Here is a 26574-nt window from a genome sequence, read left to right on the forward strand (position 1 = left end):
AGTCCCGCCGTCCGGCGCCGTGCCCAAGAACAATGCCTGGAAGGAAGGAACCTCCATGCCGTCCCGTGCCGTGCGCCGCCTGAGCCGCAAGCGCCTTCACACCACCCTGGCGGTGGCCGCAATCGCCCTCATGGTCCCCCTGATGGCTGCCGGGATGGCCGGGCGGGCGGGTGCGGACGAGCGGCGCGAGCTCCCGCTCAGTGCCGGCTGGCAGTTCCACCAGGGCGATGTCGCGGGGGCCGAGGCGCCGTCCTTCAATGACAAGGGCTGGCCCACGGTCTCCCTGCCGCACACCTGGAACCGCCTGGGTGGAACGGCGACGCGCGACCCGGGCTATAACGCCGTGCGCGGGGCCGGCTGGTACCGCCTGCGCTTCACCCCGCCGGCCGATCATGCCGGGCGTAAGGTGTGGCTGCAGTTCGACGGCGCCAGCATCAACACGGAGGTCTGGCTGAACGGGCGTAAGCTGGGTGCGCATAAGGGCGCCTTCGGCCGCTTCCGCTTCGACGCCACCCCCGCCCTGAGGATGGGCAAGGCCAATGTGCTGGCGGTCCGAACGGACAATTCCAGCCCGGCGGTGCCGGGGTCGCCCACCACGGACGTCATCCCCATGTCCGGCGATTTCTTCCTGTTCGGCGGGCTCTATCGCCAGGTCTCGCTGATCGCCACCGATCCAGTGCACATCGACATGCTGGATTGGGGGGGCCCCGGCGTCTACGCCCACACCGCCGGCATCGACGATGGTGGCGCGTCGATCGAGGTGACGGCCCGGGTGAAGAACGACGGGACCACGGGACAGCAACTGGTGGTGAGGACCGCCATCCTGGACGCGGCCGGGGCCACGGTGGCGACCGACAGCCACCCGCTGACGCTGGCCGCCGGCGCGCTGGACGAACCGGTCCAGACCCTGTCCGTGCCTAACGCGCACCTGTGGGACGGCCGCGCCGACCCCTACCTCTACCGCGTGGTGACGCGGGTGGAGACGGGGGCGGGCCAGTTGCTGGACCAGGTGAGCCAGCCCCTGGGCATCCGCAGCTTCCGGTTCGACCCCGACCAGGGCTTTTTCCTGAACGGCAAGCACCTGCCCCTGCACGGCGTTTCCCGCCACCAGGACCGGCCAGGCGAAGGCTGGGCCATCACGGCGGCGGATCAGGCGCAGGACATGGACATCATGCTGGACCTGGGCGTCAACACCCTGCGTCTGGCGCACTATCAGCACGACCAGGCCATCTACGACCTGGCGGACCGGGACGGCGTGGTCGTCTGGGCGGAAATCCCCCTGGTCAACCGCACGGCGCCGGAAACGCCGGAGGGGGACAAGGGCGTCACTTCCAAGGATTTCGCCGCCAACGCCGACAGCCAGCTGCATGAGCTGATCAAGCAAAACTACAACCACCCCAGTATCGTCACCTGGTCCATCGGCAACGAGGTGAACCTGATGGCCGCCAGCGGTCATGGCGTCAGCAATGCCCGGCCGCTGCTGACCCAGTTGAACCAGGCGGCCTATGAGCTGGACCACACCCGTCCCACCACCATGGCCGATTGCTGCGAGCCCTGGCCCGACCAGCCCAAGCCCGGCGTGGACGTGGTGGCGGAGATCACGGACCTCCTGGGCTACAACCGCTATCAGGGCTGGTACTACGACAAGCCGGAGGATCTGGGGCCCGTTCTGGATAGGCTGCACAAGCTGCACCCCCACCTGCCCCTGTCGGTCAGCGAATATGGCGGCGGTGGCGGCCTGACCCAGCATACCGATGAGGTCCAGACGGGTGTCGTCTACCCCAAGGGCCATTTCCATCCGGAGGAACTGGAAAGCCGCCTGCATGAGATATGGTGGGCGCAGCTGAAGGCGCGGCCCTATCTCTGGGGCACCTACATCTGGAACATGTTCGACTTCGCCAGCGACAGCCGTACCGAGGGCGACATGATCGACACCAATGACAAGGGCCTGGTGTCCTACGACCGCAGGGTGAAGAAGGACGTGTTCTTTTTCTACAAGGCGGACTGGAGCGACCAGCCGGTGCTGCACCTGAATGGCCGCCGTTATGTCGACCGCGCCTATCCCGTCACCGACGTCCAGGCCTACAGCAACGCCAGCGCCGCGCGCCTCAGCCTGAACGGCCGCGACCTGGGCACGGTGCCCTGCGCCGACCACATCTGCCGCTGGCCGGCGGTGAGGCTGGACGGCGGCGACAACGTTCTGACCGCCACCGCGGACATCAAGGGCCAGCCGGTCACGGACAGCATCACATGGCGATTCGGCGGCCGCGCGGATGAGATCCGCATCCGCGCCGGCGCCTCGGCGGGCCTGAGGACGACCGTGGGCGCCCGCTACGGCTCCGACGCCTTCGTCACCGGCGGCACGCCGCACGATCGCAACCCAGGGCCGGAGCAGGGCAAGCCGGACGTGGTCATCCCCGCCGTCACCGGCACGCCCGATCCGGCGCTGTACGAAACCTACCGCGAGGGTGCGTTCCGTTACCGCGTGCCGGTGCCGGCCGGCCGCTATCAGGTGACGCTGCGCTTCACCGAGCCGGCGCTGGCGGCGGGCGCCCGCGTCTTCGACGTCGCCGCCAACGACCAGGTGGTGGTGAAGGGCCTGGACGTGGCGGCGGAGGCCGGGGGTCCCCTGAAGGCGCTGGACCGCAGGGTGATGGTGGAGGTCAAGGGCGGCGACGGCCTGGTCCTGGACTTCCGTCCCATCGCCGGCCAGGCGGTGGTATCCGCCATCGACGTGGTGGCCGCGCGGTGACGATGGCATCGGTGACGCGGCCCGCATTCCCGGCGCTGATCCACCTGGTCACGCCGCGCTACGCGCTGGCCCACATCACCCGGCAGGGGGCCTGATCTTGGCAGACAGCGATCTCGAGAAGCCCACCAAGGTCCGCCGGCGCAAGGCGCTGGCCGGCGACGGCCGGCTGGCGATGGCGCCGGACGCCGCCGCCATCCCCGCCTGGACCCTGGCCCGCGCGCCCACCATCAACGACGTGGCGCGCCTGGCCAAGGTGTCGAAGAAGACGGTGTCCCGGGTCATCAATCGCTCCCCCCACGTCCATGACACCACGCGCACGGTGGTGGACGCGGTGGTGGCCCGTATCGGCTATGTGCCCAGCCCCCAGGCGCGCGGCCTGGCCATCAATCGCTCCTTCCTGCTGGGCCTGATCTACGACAACCCCAACGCCCAATACATCGTCAACGTCCAGGGCGGCATCCTGGAGGCCTGCCATCGTGAGGGTTTCGAACTGGTGGTCCATCCCTGCCGCCAGGTGGCGCCGGGTTTCCTGGCGGAGGTGAAGGCCTTCATCCAGCGCCAGAACCTGGACGGCGTCATCCTCATCCCGCCCTTGTCGGAGGATGCGGCCCTGGTCGCCCTGCTGCGCGCCATCGGCTGTCCCTATATGCGCCTGATGTCGGTTCCTCTGGACGAGCCATCGGCCATGGTGCTGCACACCGACCGCACGGCGGCGGCGGAGGTGGGGGCCCACCTGGCGCAACTGGGCCATACCAAGGTGGCGCTGATCACCGGTCCGCAGCGCTATCGCTCCACCCACGAACGGCGGGAAGGTTTCCTGGCCGCCCTGGCCGAACGCGGCGTGACGGTGCCGGATGCCTGGATCCTGGAAGGGCTCTACACGTTCGAGACGGGGGAGAAGCGGGGGATGGAGCTGCTGACGGCGGCGGACCGGCCCACCGCCATCTTCGCCAGCAATGACGAGATGGCGGCCGGCGTTTACCGCGCCGCCTTCCGCCTGGGCATCCCCATCCCGCGCGACCTGACGGTGGTGGGTTTCGACGACACGCCCCTGTCATCACGCATGTGCCCGGCGCTCAGCACCGTGCGCCTGCCCATCCACGACATGGGAAAGCTGGCCGCCGACCGCCTGATCGCCCGCATCAACGGGGGCGATGCCGGGCGATCGCAGCCGCTGACCGTGACGCCCCGCCTGGTCGTGCGGGAATCCTCAGCGCCGCCGCTTTAAAACTCGGCGCCCGGCAGATCGACGGGCAGGTCGGCCGTGTCGCCCAGGGTGACGCGCAGCGCGCCGGACAGGGACGGGGCGGCCAGCGCCACGTCGGGCTGGCCCTCGGCCCGGGCGGTGGCCAGGGCAATCCGGTTGAAGCGGCGCACGCTATCGCTGGCAGGGTCCACGTGCGCGCCGGCGACGACGGGTCGGATATAGTCGGCCCCGACAAGAACCTGCAGCGCCTGAATCTGGTCCGCCACAGCCCAGTCATTCAGCGGCGGCACGCCCACCAGATCGTCGAAGGTGGCGGCCCCTGACGCCAGCCGATCCAGCAGCGGGCTGAAGATGCCCTCATGCAGGGCCACGTCGCCGAAGGACCGGGGCACCACCAGGGGACAGTCCGCCCGCCGGCGGGCCAGGGTGTACCGGGTGGCGCGATGGGCGGCGATGAGGTCGTTGAGGTTCAGGGGCGCCAAGTCACAGGCGTAGATGTCACGGCGGAACTGGCGGTTCAGGGCCATGTCGCGCACGCCTTCGCGCAGCAGCGCTGTGGGCATGGCCGCCATCAGGGCGCGCGGCTTTTCCGGCACGGCCAGCAGTGGAACGTTGTCGGCGTGGGTGCCGGACCCGATGAAGCCGGCGCCATGGTTGGCCATAAAGGTCGCTATCTCCTTATGGTAGAAGACGCGCCAGTATTCGTTCAGGTACTCGTGCACGACGTAGCCGGCGTCGAGAGTCTCAATGGCCTGCAGTTGCTGTTCGATGGCCGGATTGGCCTCGAAATACAGCGCGCCCGTGTCCGCCATCTGCCGCAGGAAGGCGCGGACCTTGTTCACCCGTTCCTCCACCGTGCCGGTGGTGACGGCGTAGGCATCCACCATCAGGGCACGGATGGGCATCTTGCCGGCCCAGCCCGGCTGGCAGTTGTAGCTGGCGTAAACGATGCCGCCGGGCTTCAGTCGACGGCGGATGACGGCGCCGATCTCCCGCCGCACTGTCTCGCTGACCCAGCTCATGATGCCGTGCATGACGATGAAGTCACAGTCGGCGATGGGCCCGTCCTCCTCCGTGGCCAGGTCCTGGAAACTGGCGGCGCTGAAGCTGGCGTTGGTGATGCCAGCGGCGCGGCGCAGGTTTTCGGCACTGGTGATGTGCACGGGGTTGAAGTCCACGCCCACGAAATCGCCTTGAGGGAACAGGCTGGCGAATAGCGTGGGGCTGTAACCGTGGCCGCAGCCCAGATCCAGGTAGCGGAAGGGCCGATCCAGGCGCGGCGCCTGATAGCCGCACTGCAGGGCGGCGTAGGCGATCGAGGCCGGGTTCAGTTCCTGGTAATAGCGGCGGAGATAAGCGATGCCCGTGACATAGCGGTGAACGTCGTCCTGCACGGCTCCCTCGGGTGTGTCGCCGCCGGGGATGGTCTTGCTGGGCTGGGGCGCCTGCCGGTCTCCGGTCATTGCACCGTTGTCCTTTGCATATATGTCGGTTCTTGGTGGCGACCTTGACCCGACAAAGGGGCGGCTGTCGAGACTTTATGGGACCGGTCCCTTCAAATGCAGCCGAAACAGGACTGATGAGCGGATTCGCCGCATCACGTCAAAGGGTAACAAAGCGCTTATAAGCTTCAGAACCCGCAGGTTGAATTACTGAACACAAGATAGAATTTACGGTGAATTTTATGAATCTCGCCCTCCGTCCCAAGCTATTGGCCGCGTTCGGCGGCCTCTTACTGCTGACCATCGCCATCAGTCTGCTCTCCCTATGGCAGATCGGCACAATCAATAGTGCCGCCGCGGAGATACGGACGACCTGGCTGCCGTCGATCGACGTCATCGGCGACATGAAGGCCTTCACCGCGCGCCAGCGCATCTCCGCCAGCCGGGTGGTGGTGGCGGCCGACGACACGGCGCGGGAAGAGGCCATCAAGCTGTATGGCAAGCAGACGGCGGACCTGGCGGCGGCGTTGAAGCGCTTCGACGCCATCGGCGTGACGGGCGAGGCCGCCACTTTGTACGGCAAGTACCAGGCGTTGCGCGGGCCCTATGAGGCCTCCATGGCGACCGCCTTCGACCTGGCCAAGCAGGACCGGGCCCAGGCGGAAAAGACCATGAACGGCGAGATCGTGCAGGCTTTCCGCAAGGTGCAGGAGGCGCTGGAGGCGCTGGCGGTTTACGACCGCCAGAACGCGGCCAAGGCCAACGAGGTGGTGCAGCAGGCCTACGTTCACGCGCGGTGGAGCATCGCCATCGCCGCCCTGGTGGCCGTGGCGCTGTCGGTCGCGGCCGTGCTGTGGCTGGACCGCGACGTGGCCCAGCGCCTGGCGCGGCTGGCTGGCGTGATGCGCCGCCTGGCCGACAAGGACTACGGCTTCACCTTGGACGGCACGGCGCGCAAGGACGAGGTGGGCGACATGGCCCGCGCCATCGATGTGTTCCGCACCAGCATGCGGCAGGGCGATGAGCTAGTGGCCGCGCAGGCGGCGGAGGCCGCGGCCAAGACGGAACGGGCCAACCGCGTGGACGCCCTGGTGCAGACCTTCGACAGCGACGTCGCCCACACCCTGCAGTCGGTCAGCCAGGCCTCCTCCGGCCTGCATGAGACGGCGGAGAACCTGAGCCGCATCGCCGAGACCGGCGCCCGCGATTCGGTGGCGGTGGCCGGCGCGTCGGAACAGGCGGCCGCCAACGTCCAGACGGTGGCCGTGGCGGCCGAGGAACTGGGCGCCAGCATCGGGGAAATCGGCCGCCAGGTGGCCGTGTCCGCCACCATCGCCGCCAAGGCGGTGGCGGAGGCGACGCGCACCAACGATGCCGTGACCAGCCTGACGGCGGCGGCCCAGCAGATTGGCGCCGTCGTGGCGCTGATCAGCGACATCGCCGGGCAAACCAATCTGCTGGCCCTGAACGCCACCATCGAGGCGGCGCGGGCGGGAGAGGCCGGCAAGGGCTTCGCCGTCGTCGCCAGCGAGGTCAAGGCCCTGGCCAACCAGACGGAACGGGCCACCAACGACATCCGCCAGCAGATCGAGACCATGCAGGCCGCGACGGGGGAGGCGGCGGGCGCCATCGCCGCCATCGGCCAGACCATCGGCGAGATCGACCACATCACCACCACCATCGCCGCCGCGGTGGAGGAGCAGGGTGCCGCCACCCAGGAAATCGCCCGCAACGTGTCCGAGGCCGCGCGCGGCACCAGCGAGGTCAGCGCCGGCATGAACGGCGTGCGCCAGGTGGCGGAGGAAACGGGTTCCGTGGCGGGCGAGGTGCTGATGGCCGCTGACGACCTGGCCAGCCAGTCCGACGGTTTGCGAACCCGCGTCTCCACCTTCCTGGCCGCGCTGCGCGCCGCCTGATATTTGTTCCTCATCAGGCGCCGGGCGCCGCCTTCCGGCGGCTTCCTCGTCCCGCTCCTCCGGGGCTCGCTCCGGCGGACGCGGGTCGCGTCCATAAGGGGCACGAGATTCGTGCCCCGGCATCAGAGGCCCGTCAGAGGCCAGTTTGGCAGAGGGAAATACCGATGAAGAAAGCCTGGTTCCCAGTCTCCGCCCGTGCCCTGGCCCTCGCCGCCTTGCTGGCGGCGGGGGGCGCGGCGGCCGCCGCTGACACCAAGGCGCCCAGCTACCCCAACCAGTCGGAGGGCGACGTGGTCGTCCCCGACTTCGCGCTGAGCAATGGGGAGCATCTGGCCAACGCCAGGTTCCACTACACCACCCTGGGCACGCCCCAGCGCGACGCCACCGGCGCCATCACCAACGGCGTGCTGCTGCTGCACGGCACCACCGGCACCGGCCGCAACTTCCTGAACGCCAGCCTGGGTGGGGAACTGTTCGGGCCGGGCCAGCCGCTGGACGCGGCCAAGTATTTCATCATCCTGGCCGACGGCATCGGCCATGGCGGTTCCTCCAAACCGTCGGACGGGCTGAAGGGCCGCTTCCCGCATTACGGCTACGTCGACGCGGTGGAGGGGCAGTACCTGACCGTCACCAAGGGCTTGAGCATCAAACACCTGAAACTGGTCGCCGGTACCTCCATGGGTGGCATGCAGACCTGGATCTGGGGCGAGCGGCATCCGGAGATGATGGACGCCCTGATGCCCATCGCCGCGCAGCCCGTGGCCATTTCCGGCCGCAACATGCTGTGGCGCCAGTTGATTATCGAGGCCATCCGCAACGATCCGGAGTGGAAGGGCGGCGACTATACGGCGCAGCCGACCGGCTACACCCGCGCGCTGCCCATTTTCCAGATCATGGTCAACAACGCCTCGGTGTTGCAGCAACAGGCCCCGAGCCGTACGGCGGCCACCACCCTCTATGACCAGTGGGTGGCCGACTATGCCAAGACCGTGGACGCCAACGATTATCTCTACTGGTTCGAGTCTTCCTACGACTACGACCCCGCCCCGGACCTGGAGAAGATCAAGGCCAAGCTGGTGGCGGTCAATTTCGCCGATGACCTGCTGAACCCAGCCGAGCTGGGGGTGATGGAAGCGGCGATGAAGCGCATCCCCCACGGCCGCTATGTCCTGATCCCCGCGTCGGACCAGACACGCGGCCATCAGACCCTGACCCAGGCCAAGGTGTGGAAGGGCGCGTTGGAGGAGCTGCTTAAGTGATGCAAAGGCCTGAGGCCCTTGTGACCCCCGCCGCCTCAGATTTCCGGTGTCGAGGGCGATCTCGCCCAGGGGGTTGAACAAAGCCGGCCCAGGTGGATGCCTGGACCGGCTTTGTTCGTCGGAGCGTCGCAGCCTTACGAGACGCGGGTCGGGGTGTATCCCAGATCGGCAGTGGTGAAACTGGTGGCGGTGGTGTTCTGCAGGGTCATCACGGTGGACCAGCTGTTGGCGCCGCCGTCGGTATCGATCTGCAGCAGGGTGTCGCTGCCTGACTGCTTCAGCTGCAGATAACCGCCGTCGAAGGGGTTGGTGGTGCTGTTCCACCCCGACGTCACGCCGGACAGCAGGGGTGTCAGGTTCAGGTGGTCGGTGCCCACCTGGAAATCCGTGACGGTGATGATGGCGCTGGCGTTGAAGCTGCCGAAGAACGGCGGATTCACCATCAGGGTATCGACACCGTCGCCCAGGGTGATGGTGTTGTTGGACGTACCGACACCGGGGGTGGAGCCGACGTAGTTGGTGGTGGTGACGATCACCGTGTCGTTGCCGGCCCCGGCATCGATGGTGGAGTGCGCAGCCCCCTCGACATTGATGATGTCGTTGCCGTCGCCGCCCAGCAGGGTGACCGTGTCGACGAAGTGGTCGCCGCTGGCCTTGAAGGTGAGGTAGTCGTCGCCGGCGCCACCATCCAGCAGGACGGTGGTGGCCGCACCGGAGTAGCGGTCCACGATCAGGTTGTCGTTGCCGTCCTGGCCGTAGAGCTGGTCGTTGCCGCCCGATGTGTCCATCAGGGTGTCGCCACCCGAGAAGCTGCCGGGGTCGTCGCCGGTGTTGGCGGCATTGTTGCCGTAGATCACGTCGCTGCCGGCGCCGCCGGTCAGGGTGTCGCTGCCCTTGCCACCTTCCAGCGTGTCACCGGCACTGCCGGCGGTCAGGCTGTCGTTGCCGGCGAAGCCCTGGATCAACTGGCTGGTGGCGGAGCCGACCAGGATGTCGTTGCCGCTTGTGCCGACGTTGGACTGGCCGCTGCCCGTCCCCAGCGGATCATAACCCAGGTCCTGGGTGGTGAAGCTGGTGGCGGTGGTGTTCTGGAAGGTGACCAGGGTGGACCAGCTGTCGCCGCCGCCGTTGGTGTCGATCTGCAGCAGGGTGTCGGCGCCCGACTGCATCAGGTGCAGATAGCCTGCGGCGAAGGGGTTCACCGTGCTGCTCCACCCTGTCAGCACCTTGGACAGATACCCCCCCAGGGTGACCTTGTCGGTGCCGGGCTGGAAATCAGTGACGGTCAGGGAGATGTGGCTGTCGAACCCGCCGGAGATGAATCCGGGGTCCAGGACCAGGGTATCAGCGCCGGCGCCCAAGGTGACGGTGTTCACGGACGCGTTGTGGTTGCTGCCCATGTAGTCGGTCATGACGACGGTGACGGTATCGTCGCCTGTACCGGCGTCGATCGTGCTTTGCGCCGCGAACTCAACCGAGATGTGGTCGTTGCCGTCGCCGCCCGTGAGGGTGACCGTATCCAGGAAGCGGGTGGCGTCGCCCTTGAACACCAGGTAGTCATCCCCGGCGCCGCCATCCAGCAGCACCGTGGTGGCGGCCCCTGAATACCGGTAGACGCTCAAGCTGTCGTTGCCGTCCTGGCCGTACAGCCGGTCGTTGCCGCCGGCGCTGTCCGACAGGCTGTCACCCCCGACGATGGTGCCGGTGTCGCTGCCGGAATTCGCGGCGTTGTTGCCGTACATCACATCGTCGCCGGCGCCGCCGGTCAGCGTGTCGCTACCCGAACCGCCCTCCAGCGTGTCGTTGCCGCCTTTGGCCGTCAGACTGTCATTGCCGGCGAAACCCTGGATTAACTCGCTGCCGGCGGACCCAACAAGAGTGTCGTTGCCGCTGGTGCCGGTGTTGGATGATCCCGCCTCCGTCGCGAAGGGATCATAGCCCAGGTCGTGGGTGGTGAAGCTGGTGGCGGTGGTGTTCTGGAAGGTGGCCAGGGTGGACCAGCTGTCGCCGCCGCCGTTGGCGTCGATCTGCAACAGCGTGTCGCTGCCGGACTGCGTCAGCCGCAGATAGCCGGCGGCGAAGGGATTCACCGTGGTGCTCCATTCCGTCAGCGCCGAGGACAGATAGCTGGCCATGCTGACCGTGTCCGTGCCGACCTGGAAGTCGGTGACGGTCAGGGAGATGTTGCGGTCGACCCCGCTGGAGATGAAGCCCGGGTCCAGGATCAGGGTGTCGGTGCCGGCGCCCAGGGTTACGGTGTTCGCGGACGCGTTATGGCTGCCCCCGAAGGTGGCCATGGTGACCGTGACGGTGTCGTTGCCGGCCCCGGCGTCGATGGTGCCGTGCGCGGCGTATTGGACCTTGATGGTATCGTTGCCGTCGCCGCCGGTGACGGTGACGGTGTCCAGGAAGCGGCCGTCGCCCCCGGTGAAGGTGATGTAGTCGTCACCGGCACCGCCATCCATCAGGATGGTGGAGGCAGCGCCGGAGCCGGAATAGCGGCTGACATACAGACTGTCGTTGCCGTCCTGGCCGTACAGCTGGTCATTGCCGCCGGCCGTGTCCGACAGGCTGTCGCCGCCGAGGAAGCTACCGGCATCGCTGCCGCTGTTGGCGGCGTTGTTGCCGTACAGGACATCGTCGCCGCTACCGCCGTTCAGGGTGTCGCTGCCCGAACCGCCCTCCAGCGTGTCGTTGCCGCCAACGGCCGTCAGGACGTCGTTGCCGGCGAAACCCTGGATCAACTCGCTGCCGGCGGAACCCACCAGGATGTCGTCGCCGCTGGTGCCGACGTTGGACGGGCCGGCCACCGAGCCGTAGGGATCATAGCCCAGGTCGCGGGCGGTGAAACTGGTGGCGGTGGTGTTTTGGAAGGTGACCAGGGTGGACCAGCCGTCGCCGCCACCGTTGGTGTCGATCTGCAGCAGGGTGTCGGTGCCTGACTGCGTCAGCCGCAGATAGCCGGCGGCGAAGGGGTTCACCGTGGTGCTCCACCCTGTCAGCGCCTTCGACAGGTAACCTGCCAGGGTGACCTTGTCGGTGCCAGGCTGGAAATCGGTGACGGTCAGGGAGATGTGGCTATCGAACCCTCCGGAGATGAAGCCGGGGTCCAGGACCAGGGTGTCGGCGCCGGCACCCAGGGTGACGGTATTCACGGACGGGTTGTGGCTGCTGTCCATGAAATCGGTCATGACGACGGTGACGGTATCGTCGCCGGCACCCGCGTCGATGGTGCTTTGGGCCGCGAACTCCACCGTGATGGTGTCGTTGCCCGTGCCGCCGGCGATGGTGACGGTGTCCAAGAACCGGTCGTAGTCACCGTGGAAGGAGATGTCGTCATTACCGGCGCCGCCATCCAGCAGAACGGTGGATGCCGTGACGGATGTCGAGTATCGGCTGACATACACGGTGTCATTGCCATCCTGGCCGTACAGCCGGTCATTGCCACCGGTGCTGTCCGACAGGGTGTCCCCGCTGTAGATGGTGCCGGGATCGCTGCCGGTGTTGCCGGCGTTGTTGCCGTACATCACGTCGTCGCCGGCGCCGCCGATCAGGGTGTCGCTACCGACACCACCTTCCAGCGTATCGCCGCCGCTTCCGGCGGTCAGGCTGTCGTTGCCGGCGAGGCCTTGGATCAGCGCACTGTTGGCGGAGCCGACCAGCGTGTCATCGCCACTCGTGCCAATGTTGGGCTGGCCGGCGTCCGTCGCGAAGGGGTCATAGCCCAGGTCCTGGGCGGTGAAGCTGGTGGCCGTGGTGTTCTGGAACGTGACCAGGGTGGTCCAACTGTCGCCGCCACCGTTGGGGTCGATCTGCAGCAGGGTGTCGGTGCCTGACTGCGTCAGCCGCAGATAGCCGGCGGCGAAGGGGTTGAGGGTGCTGCTCCAGCCCGTCAGAGCACGGGCCAGATAGCTGGCCATGGTCACCTTGTCGGTGCCGGTCTGGAAATCGGTGACGGTCAGGGAGATGTGGTTATCGAAGGATCCACTGATGAAGCCGGGGTCCAGGACCAGGGTGTCCGCGCCGGCACCCAGGGTGACGGTATTCACGGACGGGTTGTGGCTGCTGCCCATGAAATCGGTCATGACGATGGTGACGGTATCGTCGCCGTCGCCGGCATCGATGGTGCTTTGCGCCGCGAACTCCACCGTGATGGCGTCGCTGCCCGTACCGCCGGCGATGGTGACGGTGTCCAGGAAACGGTCGTAGTTGCCCTTGAAGGAGATGGAGTCGTCGCCCGCGCCGCCATCCATCAGGATGGTGGTCGCGCTGCCCGAATAGCGGCTGACATTCAGGCTGTCGTTGCCGTCCTGGCCGTACAGCCGGTCGTTGCCGCCGGCCGTGTCCAAAAGGCTGTCGCCGTTGTAGTAGATACCGGGATCGCTGCCGGTGTTGCCGGCGTTGTTGCCGTACATCACGTCGTCGCCGGCGCCGCCGGTCAGGGTGTCGCTACCGGCCCCACCTTCCAGCGTATCGCCGCCGCTTCCGGCGGTCAGGTTGTCGTTGCCGGCGAGGCCCTGGATCAGCGCACTGTTGGCGGAGCCGACCAGCGTGTCATCGCCGCTCGTGCCGGTAGTGGCCTGGCCAGCGTCCGTCGCGAAGGGGTCATAGCCCAGGTCGCGGGCGGTGAAGCTGGTGGCCGTGGTGTTCTGGAAGGTGACCAGGGTGGACCAGCTGTCGCGGCCGCCGTTAGGGTCGATCTGCAGCAGGGTGTCGGCGCCCGACTGCGTCAGTTGCAGATAGCCGGCGGCGAAGGGGTTGAGGGTGCTGCTCCAGCCCGTCAGCACTTGGGCCAGATAGCTGGTCAGTGTCACCTTGTCTGTGCCGGTCTGGAAATCCGTGACGGTCAGGGAGATGTTCGGATCGAAGGAGCCCCAGGCGCCACGGTCCAGCATCAGGGTGTCGGCACCGGTACCCAGGGTGACGGTGTTCACCGAGGCGCCGTGGTTGTTGCCCCAGGCATCGATCATGACGACGGTGACGGTATCGTCACCGGCGCCGGCATCGACCGTGCTCTGCGCCGCGAACTCGACCGTGATGGTGTCGTTGCCGTCACCGCCCAGAAGGGTGGCCGTGTCCAGGAAGCGGGTGCCGCCGCCATAGAAACCAACGTAGTCATCGCCGGCGCCGCCATCCAGCAGTACGGTGGTCGCGGCCCCCGAATAGCGGCTGACGGACAAGTTGTCGTTACCGTCCTGACCGTACAGCCGATCGTTGCCGCCCACGGAATCCGAGAGGGTGTCGCCGGTGTAGGTGCCGGGGTCGCTGCCGGTGTTGGCGGCGTTGTTGCCGTACATCACGTCATCGCCGGCGCCACCGGTCAGGGTGTCGTTGCCCGCCCCGCCTTCCAGCGTGTCGTTGCCGCCGTTTTCAATCAGGGTGTCATCGCCGGCGAAACCCTGGATCAGGTCGCTGCCCGTGGTCCCTGCGAGGGTGTCGTTGCCGCTGGTGCCGACGGTGGGCAGGCCGCCGGCCGGCCCGTTGGGGTCATAGCCCAGGTCGTGGGCGGTGAAGCTGGCGGCCGTGGTGTTCTGGAAGGTGACCAGGGTGGACCAGCTGTCGCCGCCGCCATTGGGGTCCACCTGCAGCAGGGTGTCGGCCCCCGACTGCGTCAGCCGTAGAAAGCCGCTGGCGAAGGGGTTGACCGTGCTGCTCCAGCCCGTCACCGCCTTGGACAGGTAACTGCTCAGGGTGACCTTGTCCGTACCGACCTGGAAATCCGTGACGGTCAGGGAGATGCCTTGGTCGTAGGTCCCGCTGATAAAACCGGGGTCCAGGACCAGGGTGTCGGCGCCCGCGCCCAGGGTGACGGTGTTCACCGATGGGTTGTGGTTGTTGCCCATGAAGTCGGTCATGACGACGGTAACGGTGTCGTCCCCGTCGCCGGCGTCGATGGTGCTTTGCGCCGCGAATTCGACCGTGATGGTGTCGTTACCTGTGCCGCCGGCGATGGAGACGGTGTCCAGGAAACGATTGCTGTCGCCTTTGAAGGAGATGTAGTCGTCGCCCGCCCCCCCATCCAGCAGGAGGGCGGCGGCGGCCCCCGAATAGCGGCTCACATACAGGTTGTCGCTTCCATCCAGCCCGTACACATCCAGATCGCCGCTGTTGCCGTCCGTAAGACTGTCGTTGCCGGCGGTGCCCGTCAGTGTAGAGGCCATGATGCGTCCCTGTAGGTAGGCTTAGTCATACTCGCGGCGAGTGTATTGGCATGTTTGCAAAAAACCACAAGATTCTTGCGCCGATTATGGTGACGATAAAATGTCAGGACTGCATACGGGCGTATTCTGAAAGTTCGGCCAGCCGAAGGCGTTAAATGCGCCTTGTATTCATCTGTGGTTAACGCGAATGACTGCCCCGTATATTCCCTGAGCGATCCCGGGAAATTGATTTGATGTTTTTTTGACACGTTAATATTTCTCGGGGAAGCAAGACCGCCGCCTCGTATCCAGATATAGGCGCTTTATTAAATTTTCCATTCGACAAGGCGGGCAAGAATGCCGCTCAAGGTCTCCGGTGAAGACACCGCTGACGGTTATTGTGAGGGATGCTGTGGCGCATCCGATATATTTCCAGTTTTATAGGTGGTGCGGATTTTGCGATGGGGATCAGGCGCCCACCCACCCGGCTCAGGTTGGGCGGCCGGCCAATATATTTGCAGCGATAGGCCTGTGTATTGATGCTGGAAGGCGGGACGCTATCTTCTTTCCAACACCCAAGGCGACAGACCGGTGCGACTCTATGTCGCGGCCGCGCTTACACCTTGCCGGCGTAACGGTCGGTGGCGCGGATCAGCTGGTCCAGGATGCCCGGCTCCGACGGGGCGTGGCCGGCGCCCTCGATCAGGTGGAAGTCCGCCTCCGGCCAGGCCTTGTGCAGGGTGTAGGCGTAGCGGGCGGGGCAGGGCATGTCATAGCGGCCGTGGACGATGGTGCCCGGAATGTGCCGCAGCTTGTGGGCGTCCCGCACCAGTTGGCCTTCCTCCAGCCAGGCGCCGTGCACGAAGTAGTGGTTCTCGATGCGGGCGAAGGCCAGGGCGAAGTGGCCGTCCTTGAAGGTGGCGGCCAGGTTGGGGTCGGGCAGCAGGGTCACCGTCTCCCCCTCCCAGATGGCCCAGGCCTTGGCGGCCTCCAGCTTCGCGGCCTCATCATCACCCGTCAGGCGGCGGCGGTAGGCGGCCATCATGTCGTGGCGCTCCGCCTCCGGAATCGGGGCCTGGAAGCGTTCCCATTTGTCGGGGAACATCTCCGACGCGCCGAACTGGTAATACCAGAGCAGCTCCGCCCGGGTCAGGGTGTAGATGCCGCGCAGCACCAGCTCGCTCACCCGCTCCGGATGCGTCTCGGCATAGGCCAGCGCCAGGGTGGACCCCCAGGAGCCGCCGAACACCTGCCACTGTTCCACGCCCACCATCTGGCGCAGGCGCTCGATGTCCGCCACCAGGTGCCAGGTGGTGTTGGCCTCCAGGCTGGCGTGGGGGGTGGACTTGCCGCAGCCGCGCTGATCGAACAGCAGGATGTCGTACAGCGCCGGGTCGAACAGGCGGCGCTGCGTGGCGTTGCTGCCGCCACCGGGACCGCCGTGCAGGAAGACCACGGGCTTGGCGCCCCGGGTGCCGCAGCGCTCGTAATAAATCACGTGCCCGTCGCCGACATCCAGCGTCCCCGTCTCATAGGGCTCGATCGGAGGATAGTAGCTGCGCAGCGGATTCATGGGGCGTTTCCTTACTTGGGCGCATCGCCCTCGGTGGACGTGGCCGGCTCGGGCTCGACCGGGACCCAGCCCGTCTTGGGGGCGGCCTCCGCCTGCGGGGTTTCGACCTTGGGCGTCTCGGCCTGGGCGGGCTCGGCGGGCGTTTCCGGCTGGGCCGCGGGGGGCTGGGCAGCGGGAGGTTGGGCTGCGGGAGCCTGGGCAGCGGGTGCTTGGGCAGCGGGTGCTTGGACGGTGGGGGCCGCTTCCGGCGTCGGCGCCGGAACGGCCGGGGCGGTAGGTTCGGGCTGCGGCGCCTTCACCGTCGGCACGGGTGCGGCCGGCGCGGGCTCCCCGGCCGGCGTGGGGGTAGCCGGTGTGGGCGTGGCCGGTGCCGGTTCCGGCGTAGGACCAGCGGGTGCGGTTGCCACAGGCGCCGGGATCGCGTGCGCGGGCTTGGCTGGCTTGGGTTCGGGCTTGGTCTCGGGGGCCTTGGGCTCCGCCGGCGGGTCGATGGCGACAGTGTAGTCCGGCACGATGCGCGCCTGGGTGCCGGTGATGACCAGCACCTTCTGGCCCAGGGGGATGGGCGTGGGCTCGCGCTGGGTCACCGACAGCAGGTCGCCGTTGGGCTTGCGCACGATGTATTCCCAGCCGGTGGTGTCGCCGGTCATGTGTTCCGCGCTGGTGCCGACGATGGTGCCCACCACGGTGCCGCCCACGGCGCCCAGGGCGCCGTTGGGGCCGATCTGCGATCCCAGGATGCCGCCGGCCGCGCCGCCCGCCACGGCGCCCACGGTGCCGCTGGCGCTGATCGACACCTGGCGGAAGCCGATGATGACACCGGGCTCCGCCTTGTTCGCCTGCTGCACGGCGTTGGCGGCGTAGGTGTTGGGCGAATAGTCGGAGGCGCATCCCGCCAGCAGAAGGGGGGCGCCAAGCTGGACAAGTGCGACAGCGGCCGTAAGGCCGAACCGGATGGATCGCGACACGGGCGGAACCGTTCCCTGGAAACGACCGGGGCACGGGACCGCCCCCGGATAGGCTGTATGGACAGCCCCGTGTCATAGGAGATCCGCCCCCGGGTGTCACTTGGCAATTTCATGGCGGCATTGTGGTCATCTTGCCATCATGCGCGCGGTCTTGGCCGCACCGGACGCCGTTCCCATGAAGCAAATCCGCCTGAACGCCTTCGACATGAACTGTGTCGGCCACATCCACCAGGGCCTGTGGCGCCACCCGCGCGACCGTTCGACGCAATACACCAACCTGGCCTATTGGACGGACCTGGCACGCACCCTGGAACGGGGCCTGTTCGACGGGCTGTTCCTGGCCGACGTGCTGGGCGTCTACGACGTCTACCAGGGCGGGCCGGACGCGGCGGTGCGTGACGCGGTGCAGGTGCCGGTGGGCGATCCCATGCTGCTGATCCCGGCCATGGCGGCCACCACCACGCACCTGGGGTTCGGCGTCACCGCCAATTTGAGTTATGAGCCGCCCTACACCTTCGCCCGGCGCATGAGCACGCTGGACCACCTGACGGGCGGGCGCGTCGGCTGGAACATCGTCACCGGCTACCTGGACAGCGCCGCCCGCGCCCTGGGGCTGGACGGCCAGGCGGCGCACGACGACCGCTACGCCGTGGCCGAGGAATACATGGACGTGGTCTACCGCCTGTGGGAAGGCAGCTGGGCCGACGACGCCGTGCGCCGCGACCGCGCCGCCGGCGTCTACGCCGACCCGTCCCGCGTACGCGCCATCCGCCACCACGGTCCCCATTTCCGGATGGAGGGCGTGCACTTGGCCGAGCCCTCGCCCCAGCGCACGCCGGTGCTCTACCAGGCGGGGTCGTCCGACCGGGGGCGCCGGTTCGCCGCCGCCCATGCCGAATGCGTCTTCGTCAACGGCGGGCCCAAGCCGCACGTCGCCCGCCTGGTGGCCGACCTGCGCGACCTGGCCCGCAGCCTGGGCCGCGACCCGGCGGACCTGAAGGTCTTCGTCGGCGCCACGGTGGTGACGGCGGAAACCGATGCCCTGGCCCAGGCCAGGCTGGCGGACTATGAGCGATACGCCAGCGTGGAGGGCGCCTTGGCCCACGCCTCCGCCTCCCTGGGCATCGACTTCGCCGCCAAGGATTGGGATGAGCCCATCCACGCCGGGCAGAGCCAGGCCGTCACCTCCAACATCGAGAACCAGGCCGCCCGCCGGCCGGACAAGGTGCTGACCCGGCGTGGCCTTGTGGACGGGCTGACGCTGGGCGGGCGGCAGGCGCCCATCGTCGGCGGGCCGGCCACGGTGGCGGACGAACTGACGGCCTGGGTGCGCGAGGCGGACGTGGACGGCTTCATCCTGGCGCGCACGGTGACGCCGGAATGCTTCACCGACTTCATCGACCTGGTGGTGCCGGAGTTGCAGCGCCGGGGCGCCTACAAGACCGGCTACGCGCCCGGCACGTTGCGGGAGAAGCTGTCCGGCCCGGATGGCGGATCAGCGGGCGCCCGCCTGCCGGAGGGGCATCCGGCGGCCAGTCGGCGCTGGGTTTAGGCGAGGACGTCGCTCAGATAGAGGCTGGCGGCGCGGGCCAGGCCACCCATCGCCTTTTCGCCCACGGCGGGGTCGGGCTCGTCGGCCAGGGCGGCGGCGGCCTTCATCATCTGCAGCACGGTGACGGCCAGGGTCGCCGCCCGGTCCGGCGGCAGGTCCGGCGCCTTGGCGCGCAAAACGCCGGCCACGGCCGCGCGCAGGCTGGCGCGCAGCTGGCCCTGCTGCGCCACCATGTCCGGCCGGGCGTCGATCAGGGCGAAGGCGGCGCGGCGCTCCACCTTCAGGCTGGGGAGGACGGCCATGAGGGTGGCGCCCAGCTCGGCCGGGGATAGGGCGGGGGCCTGAACCTCCACCTCCGCCATCAGGGCCATCAGCGCCTCCCCGTACCGCACCAGCAGGGCGTCCGCCAGCACCGCCTTGGTGGGGAAGAACTGGTAGAGCGAGCCGATGGGCGCCCCGGCCCGCGCCGCGATTTCCGTCATCGTGGCGGCGTCATAGCCCTTTTCCGCGAACACGGCGCTGGCGGCGGCCATCAGCGCGGCCACGCGGGCGCGCCCCCGCTCACGGCTGGGGGGCTTCGGCGTGGCGGACGGGGCGGCGGCGGGTGCGGCAGTGGTGTCGGTTGACTTTTGTGAGGGCATTCTCATAAAACTTTTCATGAGGATGCCCTCATATTCCCACGCGGGGCGTTCGTCGTCCATTCCCATGATCTCCCGACACGAGGTTGCCATGACCGTCACCCTGGATCCCAAGACCACCGCCCTGGTGCTGATCGACCTGCAGCACGGCATCATCAACCTGCCGACCGCACCCCACACGGGGGCGGAGGTGCTGGCCCGGGCCAAGCCGCTGGCCGACCGCTTCCGCGCGGCGGGGGCGCCGGTGGTGCTGGTGCGCGTGGCCTTCGCGCCGGATTTCAGCGATGCGCCGCGCCAGCCGACGGACCAGGCCATGGCCCATCCGCCCGGCGGCTTCCCGGACAACTGGTCCACGCTGGATGAGGGGCTGGTGCGGCCCGGCGACATCATCGTCACCAAGCGCCAGTGGGGCGCCTTCTACGGCACGGACCTGGACCTGCAACTGCGCCGCCGGGGCATCACCACCATCGTGCTGGCCGGCATCGCCACCAACATCGGCGTGGAGTCCACCGCCCGCAGCGCCTGGGAACACGGCTACGCCTTGGTGTTCCCCACCGACGTCATGGCCACCTTCACCGCCGAGATGCAGGACTTCGCCCTCAAGACCATCTTCCCCCGCTTGGGCCGACTGACGACCAGCGCGGAGATAACGCTCGGCTGAAACGCCGGGGGCTGAACCGGTGGGCGCTAAGCCGCATAAAGCAGCATGAACAGCAGGGGGGAGGTGTCGTGGACCAGCGCCCGTATCTCCCCCTCCGTCACCCGATCGCGCGCCATCAGCAGGCGCACGATGGGCTCGGCCAGTATGTCGTCCAGCGTCGCTTCCCCGCTTTCGGTTCTGGTTTGCGGCACGATGATCCCCTTCCGCCTTGGTGGAAACTTTGGGGGGTAGGATGCTAATATTAAGAATTATTCGCAACTAGTCATTTTGGCACCACACCTCCGGCGTTCGCGGAGGGGCGGGATCACTCTGGCACGGAGCGTTTTGCGCCATCGATGGCAGCAATGGCGCGGGGTGCCTTTTAGAAACCCGTTGAAATCTTTACCAGCTGGCCAAAGGGCGCTCCTCGTTGTTCGAGTCCCGCCAGGGTTTACAGTAGCTGGCCACCAGATGTGTGGGGTACTCTACACCCGTGATCCGGCAGCGCCGTTCGATTTGGCTGATGCGCTGCCGGAATAGACCCTGGCTGACATAGGCGGGAATAGTCGCGCTGCGGTTGGTTTCCGGGATGGACGCCTCCGCCTACTTCATGATGCAGATCCTATCTGATTGGTTAATCAAGCGTCTAATTACTCAGTGCCGCGAGGTGGTATTTTGATATTGATGTCTGCTGAGCCGGAGAATATATTTGTGTCATTCTCTAGGCTTGCCCAAATGCCGTGATCAATATATGTTCTATTCATGGTGGCTGTTATTCTTATTTGGAACATGGCCATATTGTCGTGCAGTTGATCGTATCGCCAATATGCATCAACGTCAGCGGCAAAATTAGACTTCTGTATGTTCTTTGGTCTGTCAAATACTCCAGACGTTATATTAACTTGTGGGATGTCAAACGACCAGCTTGCCGTTAAGTCTTTGCTATTATTAGTTATAATAACATCGGGAAGGCTATATGTGTGCTCGTTATCGGCTGAATAGCCAATGGATCCCTTTACCTCAGGCTTTGGCCCGGCAAATCCCGCGTCAATACCGAAGTCGACAGAATCTCCTACCGTAATTTCAGTCGAGTCGACTTGGTTTTCCGGAGTTGTTCTGACTAGATGGCCGGGATCAGCTCCAAGCACAGAAATACTGATTGTGTATTGTGTCGCGTATAGGCCTACGTTTTGGTCTTCGTCATATATATATAGGTCCTTTGGATTTATCTCGACATGCGCACAAGCAAAAAGATGAATTCCATTTGAGTCGACAACATATAATATTTGAATATCTGGGGAACAATTTATTGATAAATTTCCACTCCCCACGAGGGTGATTCCAGGAGTAAATTCTTTGGCGGAGCCATTTGTCCACAGATTAATAATATTATTAGAATTTACATCAGGCGGCACCATATTTGCGTCTCCTCTCCTAATTTCAAAAGGATATTGAGCCAAATGACCCATCAGTATTTCAGATTGATCTGGGTGTGTGGCAATAATTACGACATACTTTTGGGTTGTGCAACTACAAAATAACTGGAAGTTGTATAAATTTCACATTAACGCGCCTAAAATGATACGCTATATAGTCGTGTTGGATTGAACCTAATGACAGATGTACAATCTGCGTGCTGGCCAGTGTATTATCTATTAATTTATCAGCATAGGCCAAGTTATTTTGGGTTTTCTCAATCTAAGGTCTATTCAATTGAGATGTAAATGCAGGTGATCACGTCTAAAGACCCCTTAAGAAATCTGTACTAGCATTGTCAGATTGATATCTATTTGGAGCAAAATATCGGTGAGCACCAGGTTTAGAACAAAGAAGAACACAGCAACGTGGCTGAGACGATTGGGGCGCTGATAGCCGTTGTCTAACCTGTATAATCCGCCACCCTGTTTTGCCGGCGCCCTGCAGATGGCGCTATTTCGTGCATAGGATGTGGATCAGCAGTCGGAACTGGTTGGCCGTGGATTTGGTGCAGGAGGTACGGTCCGAGGCGAGACGTAGCTTGTACGCCTTGATCAGGTTCTCCGCCTCGCTCCGGGCGCAGTAGACCTTCTCGTACAATACCTTGGGCAGGCCGGCAAGTTGGTGATGATGAAGCGGCTGTACACGCTTTGGGGGGCTGGATGCGGGCGATCACGCAGCGCTCGGCTTTCCAAGATTCGGCAGCGTAGGGGAATTCGATATAGCGCCGCACCTTGTCACCGGCGGGGGCATCCGGGCGCTCCAGGCCGATTTGCTCGGCGTCAGCCGGAACGCGGCGCAGCAGCGCCTTGTTGCCTCCCCGACCAAAGATGAGCCGACCCGATGGCGCTCACACCATGCCATGACTTCCGGGCGGCCATAGTTGCTGTCACCCGGATCAGGATGCCGACACGCGGCCAGCGGGGACCGAGGGCGCGGACCACATGGCGCACCACCTGGGCCACTTCGAGGCCGCCCGCCGTCTTGCTCGGTCACGGGAGGATCGCCACCGGTTTGCAAGTAAAACGAGTGGGCCGCGACTGCGGTCGCCGGAGCATTTCGGGTAGCGTAAGTGGATTGAAAATCGGATGCCCAAGCCGGCGGATGCCGGCGCCGGCGCTTGGGTAAAACCACCTAAGGACATGCGAATCAATAAGTGAATCTTCTCTCGATCGTCTGGCCGCTGAGACGGCCGCCCAGAGCGACAAGGGCGAAGCAGTTATTATTGTGGGTGTCCTAAGCCGCTTCCTGTCCCTCCAGGAAGACCACCAGTTCCTCCAGCGCGTGGGTCAGGTGGGCGCGCAGCACCTCCACCGCCTCGGCCCCCTTGCCGTCGCGGCAGAGGGCCACCAGCTGCTCATGCTCATCCATCGAGCGGTCGTGGATGGCGGGGGTCATGGACAGGTGCAGCCGGACATAGCGGTCCAGGCTGTCGTGGATGCGCTTCACCATGTCCAGCATCACCGGGCGCTGGGCGGGCTCGTACAGCGCCTCGTGCAGCTGCCAGTTCAAAGCACCCCAGCGGCCGGGTTCGGCGGTGTGCAGGTCCTTCAACACCGCCTCCGCCTTCTTGATCTGCTTCGCGGTCAGCTGCGGGATGGCGCGGCTCAGCAGGTCGATTTCCAGCAGCAGGCGCACCTCATAATACTCCCGCACCTGGGCGGGCGATAGCTGCGCCACCACCGATCCCTTGTACGGGATGGTGGCCACCAGGCCCTCCGCCTCCAGCTGTTGCAGCGCCTCGCGCACGGGAATGCGGCTGACGCCCAGCTTCTGCGCGATCTCATCCTGGCGCAGTTGGGCGCCCAGGGCGTATTCGCCCGACAGGATCATCTGCCGCAGGGCGTCGACCACCTGGGCCGACAGCGATTTCCGTTCGATCTTGGCGCGTGCGATCATCGTGGTGGCTTCTTGGCGGGTGTGCGGATTGGAAAAGGCGGCCCTGTGAATTGCCTCTGAACAGCCTGAAATCGGATGTAAAAGCAATTGATTTTCTAAATCACGCTAGACGGTTCGGGCCGGCCACGCCATGGGCAGTTGGCGCATGGCCCGGTCTATTTCCCGTTCAGCCTCAGGCGCCAGCGGGCCATGTCCACGTCCGGGGGCCGGCTGGGCGGCCACGGCGCTGGGCTTGACAGTTTGGATATCGTATCCGATACGCTATTCCCCCACCAGGGCGGGATGTTCTGGTACATCCTTTGATGACGATAACGGGGCGACGGGGCATGGCGGCGATGGCGGGAACGACAAGCCTGGAGGGCGGCCCGGTGGCGGAGTCCGAGGATAAGGGCGGCCATCCCCCCGGCCTCTATCTCCTGTTCGCCGTCGAGTTCTGGGAGCGGTTCTCCTACTACGGCCTGCAATCCATCCTGATCTTCTTCCTGCTGTGGCACCTGTCCATGGACAAGGTCTCGGCCTATGCCGAGCTGGGGGCCTTCGGCGTCCTGGTCTACATGTGCCCGGTGGTGGGCGGTTTCATCGCCGACCGTTGGGTGGGCGCCCGCCACGCCGTGCGCGCCGGCGCCGTCCTGCTGATGATGGGCCATGGCCTGATGGCCTGGCAGCCGGCGCAGACGGTGGAGCGGCTGGTCACCCCCGACGCCAGCTATGACCTGAAGCGCCCCATCCTCTATCCGGCGGCGGGGGAGGATGGCGCCCGCCAGGTGATGGTGAATGGCACCGCCCAGGTGGTGACCAGCCTGGGGGGCGTGCAGGGCGGCGACCCTGACGCCCGCGTCCTGACCTATGTCGGCCCGGATGGCGCCCCGGTCACCCTGCGGGGCCGGTTGGAAAAGACGCCGGACGGGGCGGGCCTGCGCCTGTTCTACCTGTCGCTGGCCCTGATCGCCGCCGGCGTGGGCCTGCTGAAGCCCAACATCTCCGCCCTGGTGGGCCGGCTGTACGGCCAGCGTCACGCGGCGCGCGACCGCGGTTTCCTGATCTTCTATCTGGGCATCAACGCCGGCGGCCTGATGGGCAGCATCGTCTGCGGCTGGCTGGGCGCGGTGCTGGGCTGGGAATGGGGCTTCGGCGCCGCCGGCATCGGCATGGTCGTGGCGCTGGCCACCTTCACCCTGGGCCGCCGCCTGCTGCCGCCGGAACTGCCGGTGGCCGAGGGGGGGCCGCGCACCGCCAGCACCACCGGGGGCGGGGTGCTGGCCATGGCCTGCGGCCTGGCGGTGGCGCTGGGCGCCTGGCTGATCGTTGACCATCCGGCGGTCGTGGGCCATGTGCTGGATCTCGCCGCCGTGGCCGGCCTGGCCGCCGTCTTCTGGTTCGCCCGCCGCTATGACGCGCGCCAGCGCCGCCACTTGGCACTGCTGCTGCTGCTCATGCTGGTGTCGGTGCTGTACTGGACCCTGTTCTACCAGGGGCCGGCGTCGCTGAACGTCTTCGCCGCCGAATGGACGGACCGCACCATCGGCCCGGTGCTGGTGCCGGCACCGGTGCTGCAGTTCCCGGACAAGGCCTTCGTCATCCTGCTGGCCCTGCCGCTGGCGGCCCTGTGGCGCTGGCTGGACCGTCGCCGGCGCGACCCCGGCCCCGTGACCAAGTTCGGCCTGGGCGTGCTGTTCGTCGGCCTGGGCTTCCTGGCACTGGCCTTCGGTATCGAGGTCACGCCGGCGGGCCTGCGCGTGGGCGTGGTCTGGCTGCTGTCGCTCTATCTGCTGCAGGAAGTGGGGGAGCTGTGCCTGTCGCCCATCGGCCTGTCCTCCATCACCCGCCTGTCGCCGCCCGCCATCACCAGCCTGCTGGTGGGCCTGTGGTTCCTGTCCACGGCCTATGGCCAGCGCCTGAGCGCCCTGGTGGCTCAGGCCACCGTGGTTGACAGCAGCCTGCCGGCGGCGGTGCAATTGGCCTCCTACCAGTCGGTGTACCTGACGGCCGGCCTGTGGTCCTGCGCCGCGGCCGTGCTGCTGTTGTTGCTGGTGGTGCCCTTGCGCCGCCTGAACGATTGATTTCTGTGTGCTTCCAAGAAAGCGGATTTGAAAATGACCAAGGGTGTTGGGGGGCTGTCGGCCCCGGCGGTGCTGTCGACCTTGAAGTCCCGGCGGGCGGCGGTGCAGCCCATCACGGCGGACGAGTATCGCGCCCGGATCGAGGCGGTGCGCGCCCACATGGCGGCGCGCAAGGTCGACGCCCTGCTGCTGCCCGCCTCCTCCAACCTGCTGTACTTCACCGGGCTGGACTGGCACCCCAGCGAGCGGCTGACGGCGGCCGTGATCCTGAAGGACGGCGACCCCGTCTACGTCTGCCCGACGTTCGAGGAGCCCAAGCTGCGCGGCCACCTGGCCATCGGCGACCGGGTGCTGACCTGGCAGGAGGATGAAAGCGCCTACGCCCTGGTGGCCGGCCTGGTGCGGGACCAGTCGGGCGGCGGCGCCACCGTGGCGGTGGACGCCCTGGGCTACGCCGGCGTGTTCTTCGACCTGGCCGCCAGCCTCCCCCAGGCCACCCTGGTGGACGCGCGTCCGCTGACGGAGGCCTGCCGCCGGGTGAAGTCGGCGCATGAGATCGCCCTGCTGTCGCACGCCAAGGCCCTGACGCTGGAGGTCCACCGCCTGGCCGCCGGCATCCTGCGCCCCGGCATCACCCCGGATGAGGTGGTGGCCTTCATCGGCCAGGCGCATCGCGCCCTGGGTGCCGACGGCGGCAACACCTTCTGCGCCGTGCAGTTCGGCGAGGCCACGGCCTATCCCCATGGCGCCCCCGGCGAGTGGTTCCTGAAGGAGGGCGACCCCGTCCTGATCGACACCGGCTGCGCCATCGAAGGCTACAAGTCCGACATCACCCGCTGCTACACCTTCGGCCATGCCTCGGCCGAGTACCGCCGGGTGTGGGAGGATGAGCGCGACGCCCAGATGGCGGCTTTCAACGCCGCCCAGATCGGCGTGCCGTGCGAAACGGTGGATATCGCCGCCCGCAGCTTCCTGGAAGCGCGCGGCTACGGCCCCGGCTACCAGGTGCCGGGCTGCCCCCACCGCACCGGCCACGGCGTGGGCCTGGACCT

At 66.4% G+C, this 26574-nt stretch carries 17 protein-coding genes; 8 read left to right on the forward strand and 9 right to left on the reverse strand.

The window, feature by feature from the left end; translation table 11 throughout:
• The first annotated feature begins 55 nt into the window (after positions 1-55).
• Positions 56-2752, forward strand: coding sequence for a glycoside hydrolase family 2 (locus tag I55_RS07225; protein ID WP_049973910.1), 2697 nt, complete (start codon positions 56-58; stop codon positions 2750-2752).
• A 97-nt stretch (positions 2753-2849) separates the two neighbouring features.
• A complete protein-coding gene (locus I55_RS07230) occupies positions 2850-3980 on the forward strand; it encodes a LacI family DNA-binding transcriptional regulator (RefSeq protein ID WP_252181059.1) in 1131 nt (376 codons plus the stop codon).
• Here I55_RS07230 and I55_RS32840 read toward each other — a convergent pair.
• Positions 3977-5422: a class I SAM-dependent methyltransferase gene (locus I55_RS32840; protein ID WP_049973911.1), complete on the reverse strand. Its 1446-nt coding sequence runs from the start codon at positions 5420-5422 to the stop codon at positions 3977-3979. The two genes, I55_RS07230 and I55_RS32840, sit on opposite strands and share 4 nt — an antisense overlap.
• A 221-nt stretch (positions 5423-5643) precedes the next feature.
• Between I55_RS32840 and I55_RS07240 the strand changes: the two genes are divergently transcribed.
• A complete protein-coding gene (locus I55_RS07240) occupies positions 5644-7317 on the forward strand; it encodes a methyl-accepting chemotaxis protein (RefSeq protein WP_044559829.1) in 1674 nt (557 codons plus the stop codon).
• 164 nt (positions 7318-7481) lie between these two features.
• The gene (locus I55_RS07245; protein ID WP_044559830.1) at positions 7482-8576 is read left to right on the forward strand and encodes an alpha/beta fold hydrolase; all 1095 of its coding nucleotides are present in this window, start codon (positions 7482-7484) and stop codon (positions 8574-8576) included.
• A gap of 134 nt (positions 8577-8710) precedes the next feature.
• Here I55_RS07245 and I55_RS35360 read toward each other — a convergent pair whose 3' ends face one another.
• The 3 genes from I55_RS35360 to I55_RS32845 form a co-directional block, all read right to left on the reverse strand.
• Positions 8711-14737 carry a calcium-binding protein gene (locus I55_RS35360; RefSeq protein ID WP_044559831.1) on the reverse strand — a complete coding sequence of 2009 codons (6027 nt, stop codon included), beginning with the start codon at positions 14735-14737 and terminating at the stop codon, positions 8711-8713.
• A gap of 595 nt (positions 14738-15332) precedes the next feature.
• The gene (gene pip, locus I55_RS07255) at positions 15333-16289 is read right to left on the reverse strand and encodes a prolyl aminopeptidase (RefSeq protein WP_044559832.1); all 957 of its coding nucleotides are present in this window, start codon (positions 16287-16289) and stop codon (positions 15333-15335) included.
• An 11-nt stretch (positions 16290-16300) separates the two neighbouring features.
• Complete coding sequence (locus I55_RS32845) at positions 16301-17257, reverse strand: hypothetical protein (protein WP_049973913.1); 957 nt, start codon at positions 17255-17257, stop codon at positions 16301-16303.
• Between the two features lie 175 nt (positions 17258-17432).
• On the opposite strand from I55_RS32845, the gene I55_RS07270 reads away from it, so the two are divergent.
• Positions 17433-18809 (forward strand): LLM class flavin-dependent oxidoreductase, encoded by a 1377-nt coding sequence (locus I55_RS07270; protein ID WP_049973914.1) that lies wholly within the window; start codon positions 17433-17435, stop codon positions 18807-18809.
• Here the strand turns inward: I55_RS07270 and I55_RS07275 are convergent.
• The gene (locus I55_RS07275; RefSeq protein WP_044559834.1) at positions 18806-19450 is read right to left on the reverse strand and encodes a TetR/AcrR family transcriptional regulator; all 645 of its coding nucleotides are present in this window, start codon (positions 19448-19450) and stop codon (positions 18806-18808) included. The two genes, I55_RS07270 and I55_RS07275, sit on opposite strands and share 4 nt — an antisense overlap.
• Positions 19451-19538: 88 nt before the next feature.
• Between I55_RS07275 and I55_RS07280 the strand changes: the two genes are divergently transcribed.
• Positions 19539-20108: a hydrolase gene (locus I55_RS07280; RefSeq protein ID WP_044559835.1), complete on the forward strand. Its 570-nt coding sequence runs from the start codon at positions 19539-19541 to the stop codon at positions 20106-20108.
• A gap of 26 nt (positions 20109-20134) precedes the next feature.
• Here the strand turns inward: I55_RS07280 and I55_RS36895 are convergent, their stop codons facing one another.
• From I55_RS36895 to I55_RS07290, 4 genes are all read right to left on the reverse strand, one after another.
• Entirely contained in the window at positions 20135-20299 is a 165-nt protein-coding gene (locus I55_RS36895; protein ID WP_159107131.1) for a hypothetical protein, read from the reverse strand.
• A gap of 438 nt (positions 20300-20737) precedes the next feature.
• Positions 20738-21505, reverse strand: coding sequence for a hypothetical protein (locus I55_RS35760; RefSeq protein ID WP_148293612.1), 768 nt, complete (start codon positions 21503-21505; stop codon positions 20738-20740).
• A gap of 511 nt (positions 21506-22016) precedes the next feature.
• The gene (locus tag I55_RS39480) at positions 22017-22175 is read right to left on the reverse strand and encodes a transposase (RefSeq protein WP_083900915.1); all 159 of its coding nucleotides are present in this window, start codon (positions 22173-22175) and stop codon (positions 22017-22019) included.
• A 624-nt stretch (positions 22176-22799) separates the two neighbouring features.
• Positions 22800-23462, reverse strand: a complete 663-nt coding sequence (locus I55_RS07290) for a GntR family transcriptional regulator (RefSeq protein WP_044559836.1) — start codon at positions 23460-23462, stop codon at positions 22800-22802.
• Positions 23463-23797: 335 nt separating this feature from the next.
• Here I55_RS07290 and I55_RS07295 point away from each other — a divergent pair, with 335 nt between their 5' ends.
• Together I55_RS07295 and I55_RS07300 are read left to right on the forward strand one after the other, a co-directional pair.
• Positions 23798-25522: a peptide MFS transporter gene (locus I55_RS07295; RefSeq protein ID WP_159107133.1), complete on the forward strand. Its 1725-nt coding sequence runs from the start codon at positions 23798-23800 to the stop codon at positions 25520-25522.
• 33 nt (positions 25523-25555) lie between these two features.
• Positions 25556-26574 (forward strand): Xaa-Pro peptidase family protein (locus tag I55_RS07300; RefSeq protein WP_044559838.1); only part of this gene is annotated, 1019 nt, incomplete at its 3' end.

It is taken from the genome of Azospirillum sp. B4 (assembly GCF_000333275.1).
GTDB lineage: Bacteria > Pseudomonadota > Alphaproteobacteria > Azospirillales > Azospirillaceae > Nitrospirillum.